The sequence below is a fragment of the Methylococcales bacterium genome, assembly GCA_030949405.1.
Lineage (GTDB): Bacteria > Pseudomonadota > Gammaproteobacteria > Methylococcales > Methylomonadaceae > WTBX01.
The window spans coordinates 2,158,381-2,176,171 of the sequence record JAUZSN010000002.1 but is presented as its reverse complement, the minus strand read 5'-3'; the positions used below and the strand labels follow the sequence as shown (position 1 = coordinate 2,176,171).

Sequence of the window (17,791 nt, the reverse complement as noted above, 5' to 3'; positions counted from 1 at the left end):
AAAATCAACCTATTAGAACCCTACCTCCTCTTTATTTTGTGGTATATTAGTCGGTTAAATTTCAGGATTGTATTCATTAATCCTGTATAAGTCCTCTTACCTTCAAACTTAAGAGTTATCCCAAACGTTTTTTATACACCATTTTTAGAGTATAACCATGACAGATTTATCCCTTTATAGAAACATTGGTATTTTCGCGCACGTTGATGCGGGTAAAACCACCACCACTGAACGTATTTTAAAGCTTACAGGTAAAATTCATAAGCTTGGCGAAGTACATGATGGGGCGGCAACGACTGACTTCATGGAACAAGAGCAAGAGCGTGGGATTACCATTCAATCTGCTGCAACGTCATGTTTCTGGAACGATCATCGTTTTAATATTATTGATACCCCAGGACACGTTGACTTTACCATTGAAGTTTATCGTTCATTAAAAGTTCTTGATGGCGGTGTCGGTGTATTTTGTGGTTCAGGTGGTGTTGAACCTCAGTCTGAAACTAACTGGCGTTATGCAAATGACTCCGAAGTGGCGCGGGTTATTTTTATTAATAAACTCGACCGTTTAGGCGCTGATTTTTATCGCGTGACCAAGCAAGTTAAAGAGGTACTGGGTGCAAATCCTTTAGTCATGGTATTACCGATTGGTACAGAAGATGATTTTATCGGTGTCGTTGATTTATTAACCCGTAAAGCATGGGTGTGGGATAACTCAGGTGACCCAGTTAATTATGAACTTCAAGACGTTCCCGCTGATATGGTGGACACCGTTGAAGAATGGCGTGAAAAACTTATCGAAACGGCTGTTGAGCAGAGTGATGAGGCTTTGGAAATGTATCTGGACGGTGAAGAACCTTCTATGGACATGATTCAGGCGTGTATCCGTAAAGGGACGATTAATCTTAATTTCTTCCCAACCTATTGCGGGTCTGCTTTTAAAAATAAAGGGATTCAATTAGTCTTAAATGGGATTATTGATTATCTACCGTCGCCAACAGAAGTTAAACCTCAACCTGAAGTCGATGATGAAGGTGAAGAAACAGGTAAATTTGCGATTGTTGATATTGAAAACCCGTTCCGTGCGTTAGCGTTCAAAATTATGGATGATCGTTACGGTGCGTTAACCTTTATCCGTATCTATTCAGGTAAATTGAATAAAGGCGATACCATTCTAAATAGCTATACTGGCAAAACTGAGCGCGTAGGCCGAATGGTTGAAATGCACGCCGATGAGCGTATCGAGCTAGACAGTGCGCAAGCGGGTGATATTATCGCTATTGTTGGCATGAAAAATGTACAAACAGGGCATACCTTATGTGACCCTAAGTCGCCAGCAACCTTAGAGCCTATGGTCTTCCCAGATCCTGTTATCTCAATTGCAGTCGCCCCTACTGATAAAGCGGGTTCTGAAAAAATGGGGATTGCGATTGGTAAAATGATTGCAGAAGATCCTTCTTTTCGGGTAGAAACGGATGAAGACAGTGGTGAAACCATTCTTAAAGGCATGGGTGAATTACATTTAGATATTAAAGTTGATATTCTAAAACGGACTCATGGCATTAATGTTGAAGTTGGTAAGCCTCAAGTTGCGTATCGCGAAACGATTACTAAAGTCATTGAAGACAGCTACACACATAAAAAACAATCAGGTGGATCGGGTCAATTTGGTAAAATTGATTATATGATTGAGCCAGGTGAGCCAGGTACGGGTTTTATATTTGAATCAAAAGTCACGGGCGGTAACGTTCCTAGAGAATTTTGGCCTGCGGTTGAAAAAGGATTTAAAAATAGTATTCACCAAGGTGTCTTAGCAGGTTTCCCTTGTTTAGATTTCAAAGTGACCTTATTAGATGGCGCGTTTCATGCCGTTGACTCCTCAGCCGTTGCCTTTGAAATTGCCGCAAAAGCCGCTTACAGACAATCACTTCCAAAAGCAGGGCCTCAGTTAATTGAGCCGATTATGAAAGTTGATGTTTTCACACCTGAAGATCATGTCGGTGATGTGATTGGTGATTTAAACCGTCGTCGTGGAATGATTAAATCACAAGAAGCGAATGTCACAGGTGTTCGCATTAAAGCCGACGTTCCTCTAAGTGAAATGTTTGGTTACATTGGCGACTTACGTACCATGACTTCAGGTCGCGGTCAGTTTTCAATGGAATTTTCACATTACTTACCGTGTCCTAAAAATATTTCAGAAGACGTAATTAAAGAAGTTAGAGAACGTAACGATAAAAAATAAGTTATTACCTCTAAATTATAGAACAGTAGAGGCGTGATTCTTCACGTCTCTACCCTCTAGTCTCCTCATAAAACTAGATTATTTAACCTAGAGCGATGATTTTTTTTGTTAGCGGTGATAAAATCATTTTAACATTTCACTAAAACCATCACTTATAAAATGTTAGCAACCACTCCGCTTCACATCGTTTCTAAAACGACATTAGAATTTAAGAGTAGTTCTTTTAATATCCCTGTACTCGTGTTGAACAGTGATAGTTTGCTTGAAATAAAAAAAGAACTGCATGAAAAAATTTCACAAGCCCCTGATTTTTTTAAACACTCGCCCCTGATTATTGATTTAAACTTAGCCATCACTCAATACCTTGACATACAAACATTGATTGAAACTTTACGGCAATTACAGTTATTTCCCATCGGTGTACAAGGTGGAACCTCTAAACAACACGAAACCGCAACGAATCTTGGACTCCCTCTTTTATCGGTACGGTTACTTAATAACTTAAAGCTTGCCAGCCAACCTCCGTCCAATAATGAAACATCGCCCCCCCAAATAGAAGCGATTGAAAATAAATTAATCACCTCGCCTGTTCGCTCAGGACAGCGTATTTATTCTAAAGGGGATTTAACTATTTTAGCGCAAGTGAGTGCAGGGGCCGAAGTTATGGCCGAAGGGAGTATTCATATTTACGCCTCATTACGAGGTCGTGCTTTAGCGGGTGTACAGGGAAATATTCATAGTCGTATTTTTTGCAGCGACTTACAGCCTGAACTCATCTCAATTGCAGGTAACTACCGTGTTAGAGATGATTTAGAGACCGTCATAGCGAACAAAGCGGTACAGATTTTTTTACAAAAAAAATCATTAATTATTCAACCCTTATAACGTAACGTTTTTAGAGGATAAAACATTGGCCAGAATCATCGTCGTTACATCAGGTAAAGGTGGCGTAGGAAAAACAACAACAAGTGCGGCAATTGCAATGGGACTTGCAAAAAAAGGCCTTAAAACAGCGGTGATTGATTTTGACGTGGGGCTGCGTAATTTAGATTTGATTATGGGTTGTGAACGTCGAGTTATTTATGACTTCATTAATGTCATTAATGGCGAAGCCACTTTAAATCAAGCCTTAATTCGTGATAAACGTTGCAATTTATTATCCATTTTACCCGCCTCTCAAACTCGCGATAAAGACGCGCTGACAAAAGAAGGGGTCGAAAAAATATTAACGGAACTCTCCAAGGACTTTAAATATATTATTTGCGACTCCCCCGCAGGAATCGAGCTTGGGGCTTATTATGCAATGTATTTTGCCGATGATGCTTTTGTCGTCACGAACCCTGAAGTTTCATCCGTTAGAGATGCCGATAGAATGTTAGGGGTCTTAGCCAGTAAATCCTTACGCGCTGAAGAAGGCCGTGAACCGATAAAAGAATATTTATTATTATCACGCTATTCACCTGAGAGAGTTGATTTAGGGGAAATGTTAAGCGTTGATGATGTTCAAGAAATATTATCCCTGCCTTTATTGGGCGTTATTCCTGAATCCAGATCCGTTTTAAATGCGTCCAACTCAGGTATTCCTGTGATTTTGGATGAAAAAAGTAATGCGGGTCAGGCTTATATGGATATTGTAGCGCGTTATTTGGGTGATGATAAACCGCATCGGTTTCTTACAAAAGAAAAAAAAGGACTATTTGATAAATTTTTTAGGGGGAAATAATGCGCTTATTAGACTTCTTCAAAAATGCCAAACCTTCATCGGCTTCTATTGCAAAAGAACGATTGCAAATTTTAGTCGCTCATGAACGCGCGTCATTAAGTCAACCTGCCTACCTTCCTAAATTAAAACAAGAACTAATGGAAGTGATCCAAAAATATTTCAAGGTTCCAGAAACCAGTATTTTTGTTAATTTAGATCAAGATGACGAAAGAGAAACGTTAGAAATTAACGTTATTTTTCCCGATGAAGAACCATCAAAAAAAATTATTTCAACTAAAAACGAAAGGTAATCACTATGTCAAAAACAATTGGAAAAGCAGCGGGGAAACTATGGGCTTACTTAGATAAAAATAAATCTGCGAGTCCTTCACGGATTATAAAAGAAACGGGTATTTCTAAAAATGATCTTCAACGTGCTATTGGTTGGTTATCAAGAGAAGAAAAACTTATCATTGAAGTCGATGGTCGGGTAGAAACGTTATCGCTGAAAGAAGGAATAAGCGATTAATAGTGTCTGAAAATCATCTATAAGATAAAAATCAATTTGTAGGCTGGGTAGAGCAGTAGCGAAACCCAGTACATGCTCTGAAAAAATTAAAAATGGGCAAAGGTTACCTGAATTTTTAGCCATGTCGGGTTATTCGGGAAAAACCAATCAATTGTTAGGCTACCTCAAAAATCTATATGAAAAAAGAGTCAAAAGTAGAAAATTTATCAAGCTCATTATTTACTATGAGTTTACCAACACGCTTCTCCCACTGCGTTACTTCCAATACTGATTAATACACTAGCTAATACAAGCAAGGCATCAAGCTAGAGTTGAAAAATAGATGGTGAACATGCAATGGGTTTAATTACTCTGGGGTTATTAGCTAAAGAGAGTGCGGACGAATTATGGGATCTTTCTGGTAAATATGTTTTTACACCCGTTTCTAATAAACTACTTAAATTAATTATTTAGCACGGTAGGTTGGAGTGAGATACGAACTCCAACAATTATTTAATATATATTGTGTTACCTTTTTAACGGTCTTAACGTTAAAAAATGTTGAGGTTCGTACCTCACTCAAACCTATAGCACCACTTTCTAAAAGCGTCATGTCTTTTTAAAAAGACATAAAATCTACGTCTATTTTATCCACTGCTTAATTTTAGCGTTAAGTTTCAAAATAACATTCAACAATCTCACTAACTAAGGAAAATCATAATGAATAAGTATTTTTGGCTTTCCGTTCCTGAAAGTGATTTAAAAAATAAATACGATAGTTTAAAAGATGAAGTTATCAATGATACTGACCTTAAAGGTTTATTAAACATAGAGACAAAAGATAATCTTTTGAAAGTAGTTAAGGCATTTCAAAAAATACTAAAATATCAGTCTGATGAGCAATTTTTTAAATCAGAGAAACATAAGTTTGCTTTCCTAATACTAAAACATCAAGGAAATATTTTTGATGAAGAATTAGGTATTAAAAAGAAACACTACATAGATAAAAATGCTGCGAAAGAATGGAAAACAAAATTTCAAAAAATATTTCACCCAGATAAAAATATTGGGGATAATTCGCTTGATTATGATGAGGTCATGCAGAAAATAAATAAAATTTATAACAGAATGGTTGGTAAAGCATGACAGATAATCTACCATCAATTAAACGATTTAGTTGATAGACCAGAACTTAATCATATTGCTAATGTTACCACGGGGATATTAAGTCATGGGCATATTACGGCAATTGTTAACGCTTTCTTTGTAAATACAAAATTTTGCGTAAATGGAATTCCTTATATTAAAATTAACGGTCTATCAACAATTCTAAGAACAGGAAATTCAGGTGCTGAAAGACCATTAATTTACCAAGTATAATATCGCCCGCCGAAATCATTGAAATTGCAGGAGAAGAACATATTTCAGGCCCTACACTTCGAGCTTTCATTGATGCCAGAATAGCATTTTCCAACGGCAAAACTAAACAGTACTTGAATGTTGCAATGCAAGCATACGAAAGAATAATAAATCTTGCTAAAGTTAGAGATTTAAAAGATATTTTTCTTGAAGACATTAGAAATAACCGTCCACTTCTTAAAAGTCAACGTATAGCAGCATACGATATTACACAGTGTGCGTTTTCTGGAAATTATTTTTCAAATAAAAGTGAGGTTGAATTTGCTCACATTGAAAGTGTTGTAACACAACCTTTAAATGCACTTAATATTGATAATGGTGTAATTATACGTTGTAGTATTCATCGAGAACTTACTAAGCAAGGTATGTATAATTTTTGCATTCAAAAGAACTACTTTACAAATTGGGCAGATTGAAACTTAAGTCAGGTAGCCACCCCACCTCGCAATGAAGAAGCCCGATTAATTAAAAATGAATGCTGAATTACCCCCCATTGTAAAAAATAATCCCCCTAGAAACTAGTTTTCAAGTTGCTCTAAATAAACCGCTTCCGTTAAAATAATCACACCTTTTTCTTCCGCCGCTTTTAATTTACTCGCCCCTACTTTTTCACCCACAATCAGCCAATCTGTCTTCCCTGTGACCGTACTCCCAACTTTTGCCCCTAAAGCCTTGGCTTGTTTTTTCATTTCATCACGCGAACCTTGCTGCATAGCCCCTGTAAAAACAACCGTTTTCCCTGCAAGTACGAGCGACTCACCTTCAATAACCGTGACAATTTCACTGCGTTGTAAACTAAAATTTAACCCGTAAATAATATCAAATAACGGTTTAATTTTTACTAACTCTTGAATAACAACCGTTGCCGTTTTTTCAGCAAAACCTTCAACACGGATAATATCCTGTTCCGTTAACGTAAATAAATCTAATAAGGAATAATGGGTTAATAACTTTTCACAATTTCCCCGCCCCATTCTAAAAATTCCAAAGGCTGCTAAAAAACGCCAATCCTCTATTATTTCAGTGCGACTTCTAAGAAGCTGCTCAACTAAATTTGAAGACTGCTTCGCACCAAAACCAAAGGCTTCAAATTCATCTGCTTTTAAGGCGTAAATATCGGCAATCGTATTAATATTATGGTCATATAATTTTGAAATCGTCGCAGAACCCAAACCATCATTATTTCCCAACGTTTTAAAAAAATATTCCATTGTATTTGTCAGTTGTGCCGAACACGTTAAATGATTCGTACACATCAAAAAATCCCCCTCCCAGATTAAATCATGCTCACAACTGGGGCAGGTTTTAGGAATTTGTGGCACGACCGACTTTAAAACCTTTTCAATTTTGGGAATAACTTCACCACTACGCGCAAGCTCAATAATCGCACCTTCGCCAATGCCTTTATCCAGAACCATTTTATAATGATGAACCGTTGCACGTTGTAATAATGCCCCGCTTAACCGTACAGGTTCTAATTCAGCAACAGGAGTAATCCGCCCTGAACGTGATGTTTGCGGCGTAACTCTTAACACTTTAACCTCAGCCGTCGCCCGATTTTCTTTATACGCAATTTGCCAACGATGATGATGCCGTGTTGCCCCCATCGCCTGCTTTATATCCGTATCCGTGACTTCTAAAACGATGCCATCAACGTCATAATCAGTTTGATGCCAAATATCGTTACTAATACAATCAAAGTTTTTTAAGAGTGAAACCGAATCTCCCTGCCAATCAGGTAAAAGACGAAAAGGAAAAAAGACCGCCGCGCCTGATTTTATCGCCAATTCCGCATGAGGACTTAACGCTTTCTCTTTAATAATACTGGCTTGAAAATTACGACTATTATCAAATTGTTCCGCTAATTTTTCTTTAAAATACGTTTTACTAATAACGATTTCACCCGCCCCTAAGCCTCGTTTTCCTTGATTAGCCACTTGCAGTCCACGCGTAACCGCACGAGTTATATCCGTCCCTTTTGTGCCATCGCCCCGCGTATATAATGTTTGACCATCATCATAAGCAGCATAACCATCCAGCTTAGGCGTAACTCTAAACACCAATTTATCAACCGATTTATTAAGACTTAACGCGGATTTTTCAATTCGCTTTAACCAGCGTTTTATGTCTTCTAAATGATAGGCTTTCTCAGTAGACAGCATTTTTTCAGGCAAAATCACTGTTTTTTGAGCGGTAGGTGGCTCAGGTTCTACTTGATTAATCAGTTCATGCTGAGGCTCACGGTTTTTAAGTTCGGCTAAAAAAATAAAATCATAATCCGCATCGCTTATTAAAGGCTCACCACTTCTGTAAAGTGCATTACTGACCTGTAAAAATTCGATAAGCTCCGATGTAGACAATGTTTTGGCGTGTTTATTTTTCGCGCTATCAAAAATTTGTTGTTCCGTTAAATGGAGGATCTTTGCTTTTATTTGTTGAAAAATTTGCTGTTGGTTCGTATTAAACATAAGTGATTATCATTTTTTTAAAGTCGCTATCATTAACAAATACGGGGGAGTTGTTCGCCGCTTAATAAATCTAAAACACGATGGCCTCCGAGAACGGTTTTAAGGGTCACTATTCCCTTGTTATTATTCATCGCCGTCACCGCGCCTATCCTCTGTGCTTGTCGTCCTAAAGGATGTTGATGTAAACAATTTAATGTTTTTTCCATTTCAAATTCGGGGACAAAAAGAACAAAACAGCCTTCATTCGCAACATATAAAGGATCAAAGCCTAAAATTTCACAGGCACTCTGAACACTTTCATCTATCGGTAACGCCTCTTCATTAATTTCAAAATTTAATGTCGCATCCGTGGCTAATTCAATTAAACCACTTGCAAGCCCCCCACGGGTTAAATCCCGTAAACAATGCAATTCAAGCCCTTGATTCATTAAAATTTGTACCAACCCTGAAACATCCGCGCAATCACTTTTCAAATCATGTTCAAAATCAATGCCTTCACGTTCCAACATGATTGCCATCCCATGACGGGCAATATCACTGCTAATAATAATTTGATCGCCTAATTGAATGTTATTAGCTCCCATCGCAATATTATCCGCAATAACGCCAATACCTGCGGTATTAAGATATAAACCATCGCCTTTACCCCGTTCAACCACTTTGGTATCCCCCGTAACGATTTTAACCCCTGCTTGTATCGCCACTTGCTGCATTGATTCAAGAATTCGTTGTAAATCCGCTATTAAAAACCCCTCTTCAATAATCAATGAACAGGTGATATATAAAGGCTTTGCACCACTCATCGCTAGATCATTCAATGTTCCACAAACGGCTAATTTTCCAATATCGCCGCCTGAAAAAAATAAGGGCTTAACCACATAAGAATCTGTGGTCAATGCAATGGTTGATGGGTCAATATTAATAACGGCGCTATCATGTTTTTGATTTAAAATAGTATTATCGAAGGCAGGTCGAATAACGGTATCAATGAGTTGTTGCATCATTCGTCCACCGCCGCCATGCGCCATCACAATACGTTGCGGTTGGTGTGGTAAAAGACAATTTAAAGTTAATTTAGTCATGAGATCGGTAACGGTAATAAGCAGCACAAGCCCCTTCAGAAGAAACCATCGTTGCTCCTAAAGGATGTTCTGGGTAACAGGTTTTAGCAAATTCTGGACACGCATTCGGTTTCAATAATCCTTTTAAAACCTCACCACTTCGGCACTCTTTGGGTTCTTGGGTATTAATTTCGGTGACTGGAAAATGGGCTTCTGCATTCCACTGTTGATAATCCGCCGAAAGCGTTAAACCACTGTTAGGAATTAGACCCAATCCACGCCACTGCTGGTCAACCACCGTAAAAACCTGTTGCAATAATTGCTGCGCCGATGGATTACCTTGTTGAGTGACCACTCGACTGTATTGGTTTTCAACCTGAGATTCCCCTAATTCCAATTGTTTAATGCAAAAATAAATACCTTGTAATAAATCCACGGGTTCAAAGCCTGTAATCACAATCGGAATTTTATAGTCGTTCGCTAAAGGAATGTATTCATGATAACCCATAATCGTACATACATGCCCTGCCCCTAAAAAACCTTGAACACAATGATCTTTATCATCCAATAAGGCTTTCATCACAGGTGGAACGCGAACATGAGTCGCCAAAACTGAAAAATTAGTTAAGGCTAATTGTTTGGCTTGATAGAGTGTTAATGCAACGGTGGGGGCTGTGGTTTCAAAACCCACCCCAAAAAAAACGACTTTTTTATCAGGATTATCTTGTGCCATTTTAAGGCTATCTAAAGGGGAGTAAACAATACGAATATCCGCCCCTTTCGCTTTTAAAGTTAATAAATCCTCGGTTGATCCTGGAACGCGTAACATATCCCCAAAAGAGCAAAAAATAACATTCGATTGTTTCGCTATTGCGAGGGCTTTATCAAGGGTATGTAACGGCGTAACACAAACGGGACAACCTGGGCCGTGAATAAGCGTGATGTTCTTCGGCAACAATTGGTCAATCCCATATTTTATAAGACTGTGTGTTTGCCCCCCACAGACTTCCATAATCGTCCATGGGCGAGTGGTTATCGTGTTAATCGCCTTTAACCATCGTTTTGCGGTATCTGTATTACGATATTCATCAACAAATTTCACAAATTTGCCTCAAACTCTTCCAATGCTTGAAACACGTTTAAACTTTCACGCGCCTCATTTTCATCAATAATAGACAATGCAAAACCTGCGTGAACAATGACATAATCATTTAATTTTGCTTCGGGTAAATAAGCGAGACTGATTTCTTTTTTGATCCCCGAAAAGGTGACCTTTCCCATTCGATAAAGAGGCTCATCCCCCGAAATTGCGATTATTTGACCTAGTACAGCTAAACACATAATAGAAAGTGATCCTTTTTAAAATTTAAACGTTATCGGTGCCATTTAAGTTGATAGCAATCTTCATCCGTCAGACCCACTGAGTATGAATCTATCCATAAATCAGCCACTGCGACTAATTTATCATCAAAATAAATTAACGGAATTTGTTCACGTTCCCACGGTGGAATCCCCACTTCTTGAAATAATTTTTTTAATGTGTGATGTCCTCTACGATAGGGCAGGTTTATTTTCTCCCCCCCTATGCGATAACGGATGCTAACCGTTGAAATGTGCCATAAGTGTTGCGAAATACCCTGTTTTGAAGGCAGCCGCTGTAAAGAATGCGTTTGAGATAATGATAAATGTAAATCCGATTGTAACCAAATTTGCGATTTAACACTATTATTTTCTGGATTTAGGCAATAAAGCTTATTTTGATAACGTCGAATATGACAATCATTGCGTTTTAAAATAGGATTTGAACTTTTTTTTGCAGCAATGACATCGTTAAACAGTTGCGCTATAAACGTAACACTGGGCATTTTTAAGTTTAGAGCGGCAAACCATTGTCGAATGACTAAGGATTGCTGTGGGGAATTTAGTAACAACAAACCATCAATGGATAAACTGTTATCAACATTAATGAGTTTCGTTAATAATTGAGTCGCGACCTCGGTTAATAGCTGTTGAGCATTTGCACAATGCTTTGCACTTCGTGCAACCGTTTTATCCAATGTCGGCCAATGTGTTTTTAAAGATGGAATGATTTGATTGCGTAAGAAGTTACGTTCAAAATCATCACATTGATTACTCGGATCTTCAACCCAATGTAAATGTTGTTCAATCGCATAGTTTTTAAGCGATTGCTGTGAATAACTCAGTAAAGGTCTTATTAACTGTCCTTGACCAAACGCGGATATTTCCGCCATAGCAGAAAGGCCTTGTACGCCTGCCCCTCGAAATAATTGTAATAAAACGGTTTCTAATTGGTCATCTTGATGTTGAGCAACTAATAAAACATCGTCTTTTTCCATTAGTTTTTTTAGAGCGTGATAACGCGCTTCACGGGCAACTTCTTCTGGGCTTTCACCTTTAGAGGCTGTTGCATCAATCGATAGTATTTTACAATCAATTTCTAATAACTGTGATTGCTGTTGACAATGGGCTGCCCAGTCATCTGCTATTTTCTGTAAACCATGATGAACATATACAGCGGTTATTTTATTTTTTATTTGTGGGTTAACACTGCATAAATGCAATAAGACATGTGAGTCTAAACCCCCACTATAAGCAATATAAATATGTTTTGCCGAGATTAGGTACTCTGTGGAAAGCTGCATTCAAGTTTGACCTATAAACGCTAAAAATAAAAAAACCGCCTTTTAGTTGCCTAAAAGACGGTCTATTCAAGCTTGTAATGTGGGTAATGAGTATCCCTACATTTTATTTAGCTATTGAACCTTTCACAAAACTAGCACACTTTACTTTATCTGCTAGTGTAGCATCCTTAGATCGAGCCTCTATCACCCACTCAATACTATGAAGTTCTGTATTTACACTAGGTATAAATGTTACTTCGCACTTAGATAATGGAGAGAGACCTGTCACTACAATAGCAGCTGATGTAGCTTTAAGTTCTACCTTATCAATATCATTATTGGTTGTAAAAGTTAGCGGCTTAGCAAAACCATACTTTCCTAGATCTGAGGTAGCCGATCCTAATGTATCACATTGCTGTGCATCACTAGCGTTATCATTTAAACACTCACTAACTGCTAACTTAAGCGCAGCAACACTTGAAACAGCCTTACCCCATTTAGCACGAGTCATGTAATCTTGATACGCAGGAATCGCGATAGAAGCTAAAATACCAATAATAGCTACAACAATCATCAATTCAATTAAGGTAAAACCTTTTTGATTTGTTTTTCTTTTCATCGTTTTCATGTCTTTCTCCAGTTTTGAGAATAATTATAATAAGCACTTTAACTAAAGCATATTACATGCCAAAAACTAAAAAGAGTTACTATTCAACCACTTACTATAGAGGCAAAGAAAAGTTAATTTTAAATACAAATAAACTAACAATAAGCTGTCAATTATTGACATAAAATGTCAACTCTAACTAACAAACATAAAAAAAGGTCTACTATAAAAATAGCAGACCTTTAAATTTGGCGTCCCAAGGGGGGTTCGAACCCCCGTTACCGCCGTGAAAGGGCGGTGTCCTAGGCCTCTAGACGATGGGGACTAAGACTGATTTAAAACTTATTACTTAAAGGCTTTAAACTAAAACCTCTTGAAAATTGGCGTCCCTAGGGGGGTTCGAACCCCCGTTACCGCCGTGAAAGGGCGGTGTCCTAGGCCTCTAGACGATGGGGACTAAGACTAATTTATATTCCCATATTTAAAAAATATGGTGGAGCCAGGCGGGATCGAACCGCCGACCTCAACACTGCCAGTGTTGCGCTCTCCCAATTGAGCTATGGCCCCAATTGAGTTCACTAATTATACAGCCAAATTTTTATTTGTCTAGCTTTTTTATATAATCTATCGCTGTTTTTATTCTTTGTAAGACTCTCTCACGCCCTAGTAATGATAAAGTAACATCAATAGCCGGTGATACAGCACATCCACACACAGCAACACGTAAAGGTTGTGCAACTTTACCTAATTTTAATTCCATAGCCTCTGCGGTATCTAATACAATTTGATGTAAAACCACGCCATCCCAATCTTCAAGGATTGAAAACTGCTTTAAAAGAGACGCTAAAACAACTTCGCTGCCGGTTTTAAAATTTTTCTTCGCCGCTTTTTCATCATACTGCTCAAAATCTTTATAAAAATAAAGACTCGCATTTGCCATTTCAACTAAGGTTTTACACCGCTCTCGTTGTGCTTTAACCAATAAAACAGGATCAGCCCCTAATGACGAATCAATCCCTAACGCGTCTAAATGCCAATTTAAGTGTTTAGCAACCTCAATAGGGTCACTATTCATAATATAGTGATGATTAAGCCATAACAATTTTTCAGGATTAAACGTTGACGCAGCTACGTTTACATCATTTAGATCAAACAATTCAATCATTTCATCCAATGAAAATATTTCTTGATCGCCAGACGACCAGCCTAATCGTACTAAATAATTAAGTAACGCTTCAGGCAAAAAACCTTCATCACGATATTGCATCACACTAACCGCACCATGACGCTTAGAAAGTCGAGCGCCATCAGATCCTAAAATCATCGGTAAATGTGCATAGTGCGGTAACTCTACGCCCAGTGCCTTTACTATGTTAATTTGTCGTGGCGTATTATTAATATGATCGTCCCCGCGTATAACATGCGAAATATTCATATCCATATCATCAACGACAACGGTTAAATTATAAGTCGGCGTTCCATCCGAACGCGCTATAATTAGGTCATCGAGTTCCTTGTTATTAATAGTTATTTTCCCTTTAACTAAATCATCAATAACAACATTCCCTATTTCAGGATTTTTAAAACGAATGACCCTATTTTCCGTGTCATTTTTGTATTCTTTATTTCGACAACATCCATCATAACGGGGTTTTTCCTTACGAGACTTTTGTCCCTCACGCATTTCATCAAGCTTTTCTTTACTACAAGAGCAAACGTAGGCATCCCCTTGATCTAATAAGGTTTGAATAATCGCTTGATAACGATCAAATCGTTGCGTCTGATAAATAGGGCCTTCATCATAGTCAAGCCCTAACCAGCTCATGCCTTCTAAAATAGCATCTACTGATTCTTGCGTCGAACGTTCTAAGTCCGTATCTTCAATTCTTAAGACAAATTCACCCTTATTTTTTTTAGCGTAAAGCCAAGAAAATAAAGCGGTTCTCGCCCCTCCCACATGTAAATAACCCGTTGGACTCGGGGCAAAGCGTGTTTTTATACTCATAAATTATTTTTAAAAAGTTTTATTTATTTTTAGTGCGTTTATAAAATTCAGTTTCTGAAATAATATCTTGGTTATTATTAACTCTGTCCAAATAAACTAATCCCTGTAAGTGATCATATTCATGCTGAAAAATTCGAGCGACAAAATCATTTAATGCTAACTCTTGGTATTCCGCTTTCATCGTTTGGTAACGAACTAAAATATGTTGGTAACGTGGCACTAAGGCTCGTATACCTGGAATACTTAAACACCCTTCCCAGTCTTTTTGTTGCGTATCATCACGCACCTTAAAGCTCGGATTAATCATAATGGTAGGTTCCATTACGGGGGCATTAGGATAACGAGCCGTCGGTTTAGAGGACATAATCAAAATACAATACGATTGATTTATTTGAGGGGCCGCAATACCCACCCCTTCTGAACTTTCTAAGGTACACAATAAGTGATCAACCAGTGTTTTCAATTCGGGTCTTTCAAATTGAGTAATATTTTTGGCTTTAGCTCTTAAAACAGACGCGCCTAATTGAACAATGTCTTGTTTCATTCAAAAATACTTTTTAAATCATCCGTTACATTATCAACTTTAGTGGCTTTAGCAAAGCGGTCATCAATGAGACCTGTAATATCATTATTTTCTAACAAACCCAGTGAAACCATATCATCCGCCATTGTTTGCATTTCAGACTCTAGTGGAATGTAATGATCAAAGAGGGTACGATTCTTAGGCTTTGTTAACGCATAATTCACCAGTTCCTCTGTCTGATTCCAGTAATCCGATACGATTTTCACCGTTTCATCAATATGTTTTTCTGCCCAAACACCCGAACGAATTGCGCCTTGAACCAGCATTTTTACAGTTTCAGGATCTTCTGTTATAAAGTCATTTCTAACAATAACAAGGTTACAAATAAAATATTTTGAAATGTCTTCGGCATAAAGTAATTTTTCAGATTCACCTGATTTTAAAGTTTGTACGGCAAAAGGCTCACCAACAAAATAAGCATCCAAAGCGCCCGCTGATAAGGCAGAGGCCATATCAGGTGGGTTCATTTCAACCACAGTAATTTGTTTTTCTAATCCACGTTCTCTAAGTAGTTTTCGCAAGGCAATATTATGTCCTGAATAACGCATCGGAACGGCAATTTTACTGCCCGCCAAATCACTTAATGAACGAACTTTTAAACCTTTACGTGTAACTAACGTACTTTCATGGCGATTACCAATGTAAACAATTTTAATGTCTTCATTTTGCTGTCTTAAAACAATCGATAAAGGCGCGATAATAAACGCGGCATCAATTTTTTTATTGCGTAATGATTCTGCCATTTCAGCAAAGGATGCAAATTTTAACGCTTTAAAGCGAACATCTTTATTATCTTTACTTGCATAATCCAATAACGGAGTCGCTAAGTTTGTAATAACGGGCATGTACCCCATATAAACTGTTTTTTTACTTCCATGATCAAAATTTAATTGATAATGAAAAAATGAGATAAAAAATAACCACGTTAGCGAGACAATGGCTATTTTCCAAGGTAATCCAAGTTTAGATAGCATAACTCACACCTAGCATAAAAAATATTTCATCACGCAATTCTCTAAGTTCGGGATCTTGCCCTAAATCTCGTGGACGACCAAAATCTAATTTTTTCTCTAATTTAATGCCCGCAGGTCGGTCACTCATAACAATAACTCTATCACCCATAATTAAAGCATCATCAATATCATGTGTTACAACTAGCGTTGTTTTTCGAATAAATTCGTGCATATTAACCACTTCTTCACGAATTTTCATGTGGGTTAAAAAATCTAAGCCACTAAAGGGCTCATCCATAATTAAAGTATCAGGATTAACGGCGAGCGCGCGTGCTAGTTCTGCACGCCGTAACATGCCTCCTGACAATTGGTGAGGATAGTGATGCTCAAACCCAGTTAATTCGACCATGCTAATATATTCACGAATCGTATTCGCTTTTTTTTGTTTATCCTCAAAATGACGTAAGCCTAATTCAACATTTTCCCAAACAGTCATCCAAGGTAAAAGGCCACTATGTTGAAAAACAAAAATATTATCGGCACGAGGCCCGTCTATCGGCAGACCATTAATGAGTACTTCACCTGAAGTGGGTGATTCAAAGCCTGCAATCATCCGTAATAAGGTTGATTTACCACACCCAGAGGGCCCTAAAATACAAACCATTTCTCCATCGTCAAATTCTAAATTAATATTATCCAGAACATTAATCACTCCCGATGACTTATCTGAATCATCTGAACGAGCAATTCGTCTTTTATCAATATAAGATTTTTTTAAGTTTTTTATGTGTATATGACTCATTATTTTGACAACCTTCCCCATGCAGTCGATTCAATGTTACCTAATATTCGCATAATATAATCTAGTAATAAACCAATAAGTCCTATAACAATCATGCCTACCATGACATAGTCCATTCGCAATGCATTTCTTGAGTCTAAAATCATATAGCCCAACCCCGATTGTACGGCAATCATTTCTGCGGCAACCACAACTAACCATGCAATGGTAATCGTTAGCCTTAATGCAGTAGTCACTTCAGGGGTAATAGCGGGCATAACCACTTTAGTAATAACTTCATAACGATTAAAGTTAAAATTAGCCGCTACTTGAAAAAAAGTAGGTTTAATTGATTCAACTGCAACACTTGTTGCGACCACCATCGGGAAAAAACTAGATAAAAATATCAAAAAGATGGCGGGTAAGTCGCCAATCCCAAACCATAACATGGCTAAAGGTATCCAGGCTAACGGTGAAATAGGGCGCAAAAAATGAACTAAAGGATTAAATAAAAGCTTTGCTACTTGTAAACGTCCTAAAATAATTCCAACTGGAATACCTGAAATAACAGCTAGAAAAAAACCGACACTGACTCTAAATAAACTTGCAACAGAGTGCTTTAATAGATCTCCATTACTAATTAACTCCCCCATACTCATTAATACCGCCAAAGGACTTGGAAACACTTGGTTACTCCAGCCACTAAAGCGCGTTATTAATTCCCAAATTAACAAAATAGATAGAAATGTTATTAAAGGGAAAGTAATTTCTCTACGAAACATTCAAGATTCCTTTTTTTAGACGATGAAATTAACCGCTA

General features: G+C 37.7%; 17 protein-coding genes, 3 tRNA genes and 1 pseudogene. 7 read left to right on the top strand and 14 right to left on the bottom strand.

Annotation, left to right across the window (positions count from 1 at the left end):
- The first annotated feature begins 157 nt into the window (after nt 1–157).
- The 7 genes from fusA (at nt 158) to Q9M50_11125 (ending at nt 6,287) form a co-directional block, all read left to right on the top strand.
- Complete coding sequence (fusA, locus tag Q9M50_11155; GenBank protein MDQ7091178.1) at nt 158–2,242, top strand: elongation factor G; 2,085 nt, start codon at nt 158–160, stop codon at nt 2,240–2,242.
- A gap of 159 nt (nt 2,243–2,401) precedes the next feature.
- Entirely contained in the window at nt 2,402–3,127 is a 726-nt protein-coding gene (gene minC, locus Q9M50_11150; GenBank protein MDQ7091177.1) for a septum site-determining protein MinC, read from the top strand.
- A 25-nt stretch (nt 3,128–3,152) separates the two neighbouring features.
- Complete coding sequence (gene minD, locus Q9M50_11145; GenBank protein ID MDQ7091176.1) at nt 3,153–3,965, top strand: septum site-determining protein MinD; 813 nt, start codon at nt 3,153–3,155, stop codon at nt 3,963–3,965.
- A complete protein-coding gene (gene minE / locus Q9M50_11140) occupies nt 3,965–4,255 on the top strand; it encodes a cell division topological specificity factor MinE (GenBank protein MDQ7091175.1) in 291 nt (96 codons plus the stop codon). Before minD ends, minE begins: the two co-directional genes overlap by 1 nt.
- A 5-nt stretch (nt 4,256–4,260) precedes the next feature.
- Nucleotides 4,261–4,473, top strand: coding sequence for a winged helix-turn-helix domain-containing protein (locus Q9M50_11135; protein MDQ7091174.1), 213 nt, complete (start codon nt 4,261–4,263; stop codon nt 4,471–4,473).
- A gap of 699 nt (nt 4,474–5,172) precedes the next feature.
- The gene (locus Q9M50_11130) at nt 5,173–5,598 is read left to right on the top strand and encodes a hypothetical protein (GenBank protein MDQ7091173.1); all 426 of its coding nucleotides are present in this window, start codon (nt 5,173–5,175) and stop codon (nt 5,596–5,598) included.
- A 359-nt stretch (nt 5,599–5,957) separates the two neighbouring features.
- Nucleotides 5,958–6,287 carry a hypothetical protein gene (locus Q9M50_11125; GenBank protein ID MDQ7091172.1) on the top strand — a complete coding sequence of 110 codons (330 nt, stop codon included), beginning with the start codon at nt 5,958–5,960 and terminating at the stop codon, nt 6,285–6,287.
- Between the two features lie 102 nt (nt 6,288–6,389).
- On the opposite strand, the gene Q9M50_11120 is transcribed toward Q9M50_11125, so the two are convergent.
- The 14 genes and pseudogenes from Q9M50_11120 to Q9M50_11055 all read right to left on the bottom strand — a co-directional run bounded on the left by Q9M50_11120 (nt 6,390) and on the right by Q9M50_11055 (nt 17,753).
- Nucleotides 6,390–8,339: a BRCT domain-containing protein gene (locus Q9M50_11120; GenBank protein MDQ7091171.1), complete on the bottom strand. Its 1,950-nt coding sequence runs from the start codon at nt 8,337–8,339 to the stop codon at nt 6,390–6,392.
- A gap of 32 nt (nt 8,340–8,371) precedes the next feature.
- Nucleotides 8,372–9,421: a hydrogenase expression/formation protein HypE gene (gene hypE, locus Q9M50_11115; protein MDQ7091170.1), complete on the bottom strand. Its 1,050-nt coding sequence runs from the start codon at nt 9,419–9,421 to the stop codon at nt 8,372–8,374.
- The gene (hypD, locus tag Q9M50_11110; GenBank protein ID MDQ7091169.1) at nt 9,414–10,502 is read right to left on the bottom strand and encodes a hydrogenase formation protein HypD; all 1,089 of its coding nucleotides are present in this window, start codon (nt 10,500–10,502) and stop codon (nt 9,414–9,416) included. The genes hypE and hypD overlap by 8 nt, the downstream gene beginning before the upstream one ends.
- The gene (locus tag Q9M50_11105) at nt 10,499–10,741 is read right to left on the bottom strand and encodes a HypC/HybG/HupF family hydrogenase formation chaperone (protein ID MDQ7091168.1); all 243 of its coding nucleotides are present in this window, start codon (nt 10,739–10,741) and stop codon (nt 10,499–10,501) included. Before Q9M50_11105 ends, hypD begins: the two co-directional genes overlap by 4 nt.
- 32 nt (nt 10,742–10,773) lie before the next feature.
- Nucleotides 10,774–12,063, bottom strand: a complete 1,290-nt coding sequence (gene tilS, locus Q9M50_11100; protein ID MDQ7091167.1) for a tRNA lysidine(34) synthetase TilS — start codon at nt 12,061–12,063, stop codon at nt 10,774–10,776.
- 478 nt (nt 12,064–12,541) lie between these two features.
- Nucleotides 12,542–12,661 (bottom strand): annotated as a pseudogene (locus Q9M50_11095) (prepilin-type N-terminal cleavage/methylation domain-containing protein).
- Between the two features lie 237 nt (nt 12,662–12,898).
- Nucleotides 12,899–12,974: transfer RNA gene (locus tag Q9M50_11090), tRNA-Glu, on the bottom strand.
- Nucleotides 12,975–13,030: 56 nt separating this feature from the next.
- A tRNA-Glu gene (locus Q9M50_11085) sits at nt 13,031–13,106 on the bottom strand.
- 34 nt (nt 13,107–13,140) lie between these two features.
- Nucleotides 13,141–13,216 (bottom strand) — tRNA-Ala (locus Q9M50_11080).
- Nucleotides 13,217–13,247: 31 nt separating this feature from the next.
- Nucleotides 13,248–14,654, bottom strand: coding sequence for a glutamate--tRNA ligase (gltX, locus tag Q9M50_11075; protein MDQ7091166.1), 1,407 nt, complete (start codon nt 14,652–14,654; stop codon nt 13,248–13,250).
- 19 nt (nt 14,655–14,673) lie between these two features.
- On the bottom strand, nt 14,674–15,198 hold the full coding sequence (gene def, locus Q9M50_11070) for a peptide deformylase (GenBank protein ID MDQ7091165.1): 525 nt from the start codon (nt 15,196–15,198) through the stop codon (nt 14,674–14,676).
- A complete protein-coding gene (locus Q9M50_11065) occupies nt 15,195–16,211 on the bottom strand; it encodes an ABC transporter substrate-binding protein (GenBank protein ID MDQ7091164.1) in 1,017 nt (338 codons plus the stop codon). The genes def and Q9M50_11065 overlap by 4 nt, the downstream gene beginning before the upstream one ends.
- On the bottom strand, nt 16,201–16,992 hold the full coding sequence (locus Q9M50_11060) for an ABC transporter ATP-binding protein (GenBank protein ID MDQ7091163.1): 792 nt from the start codon (nt 16,990–16,992) through the stop codon (nt 16,201–16,203). Before Q9M50_11060 ends, Q9M50_11065 begins: the two co-directional genes overlap by 11 nt.
- Nucleotides 16,992–17,753 carry an ABC transporter permease gene (locus Q9M50_11055; protein ID MDQ7091162.1) on the bottom strand — a complete coding sequence of 254 codons (762 nt, stop codon included), beginning with the start codon at nt 17,751–17,753 and terminating at the stop codon, nt 16,992–16,994. Before Q9M50_11055 ends, Q9M50_11060 begins: the two co-directional genes overlap by 1 nt.
- Nucleotides 17,754–17,791 lie beyond the last annotated feature (38 nt).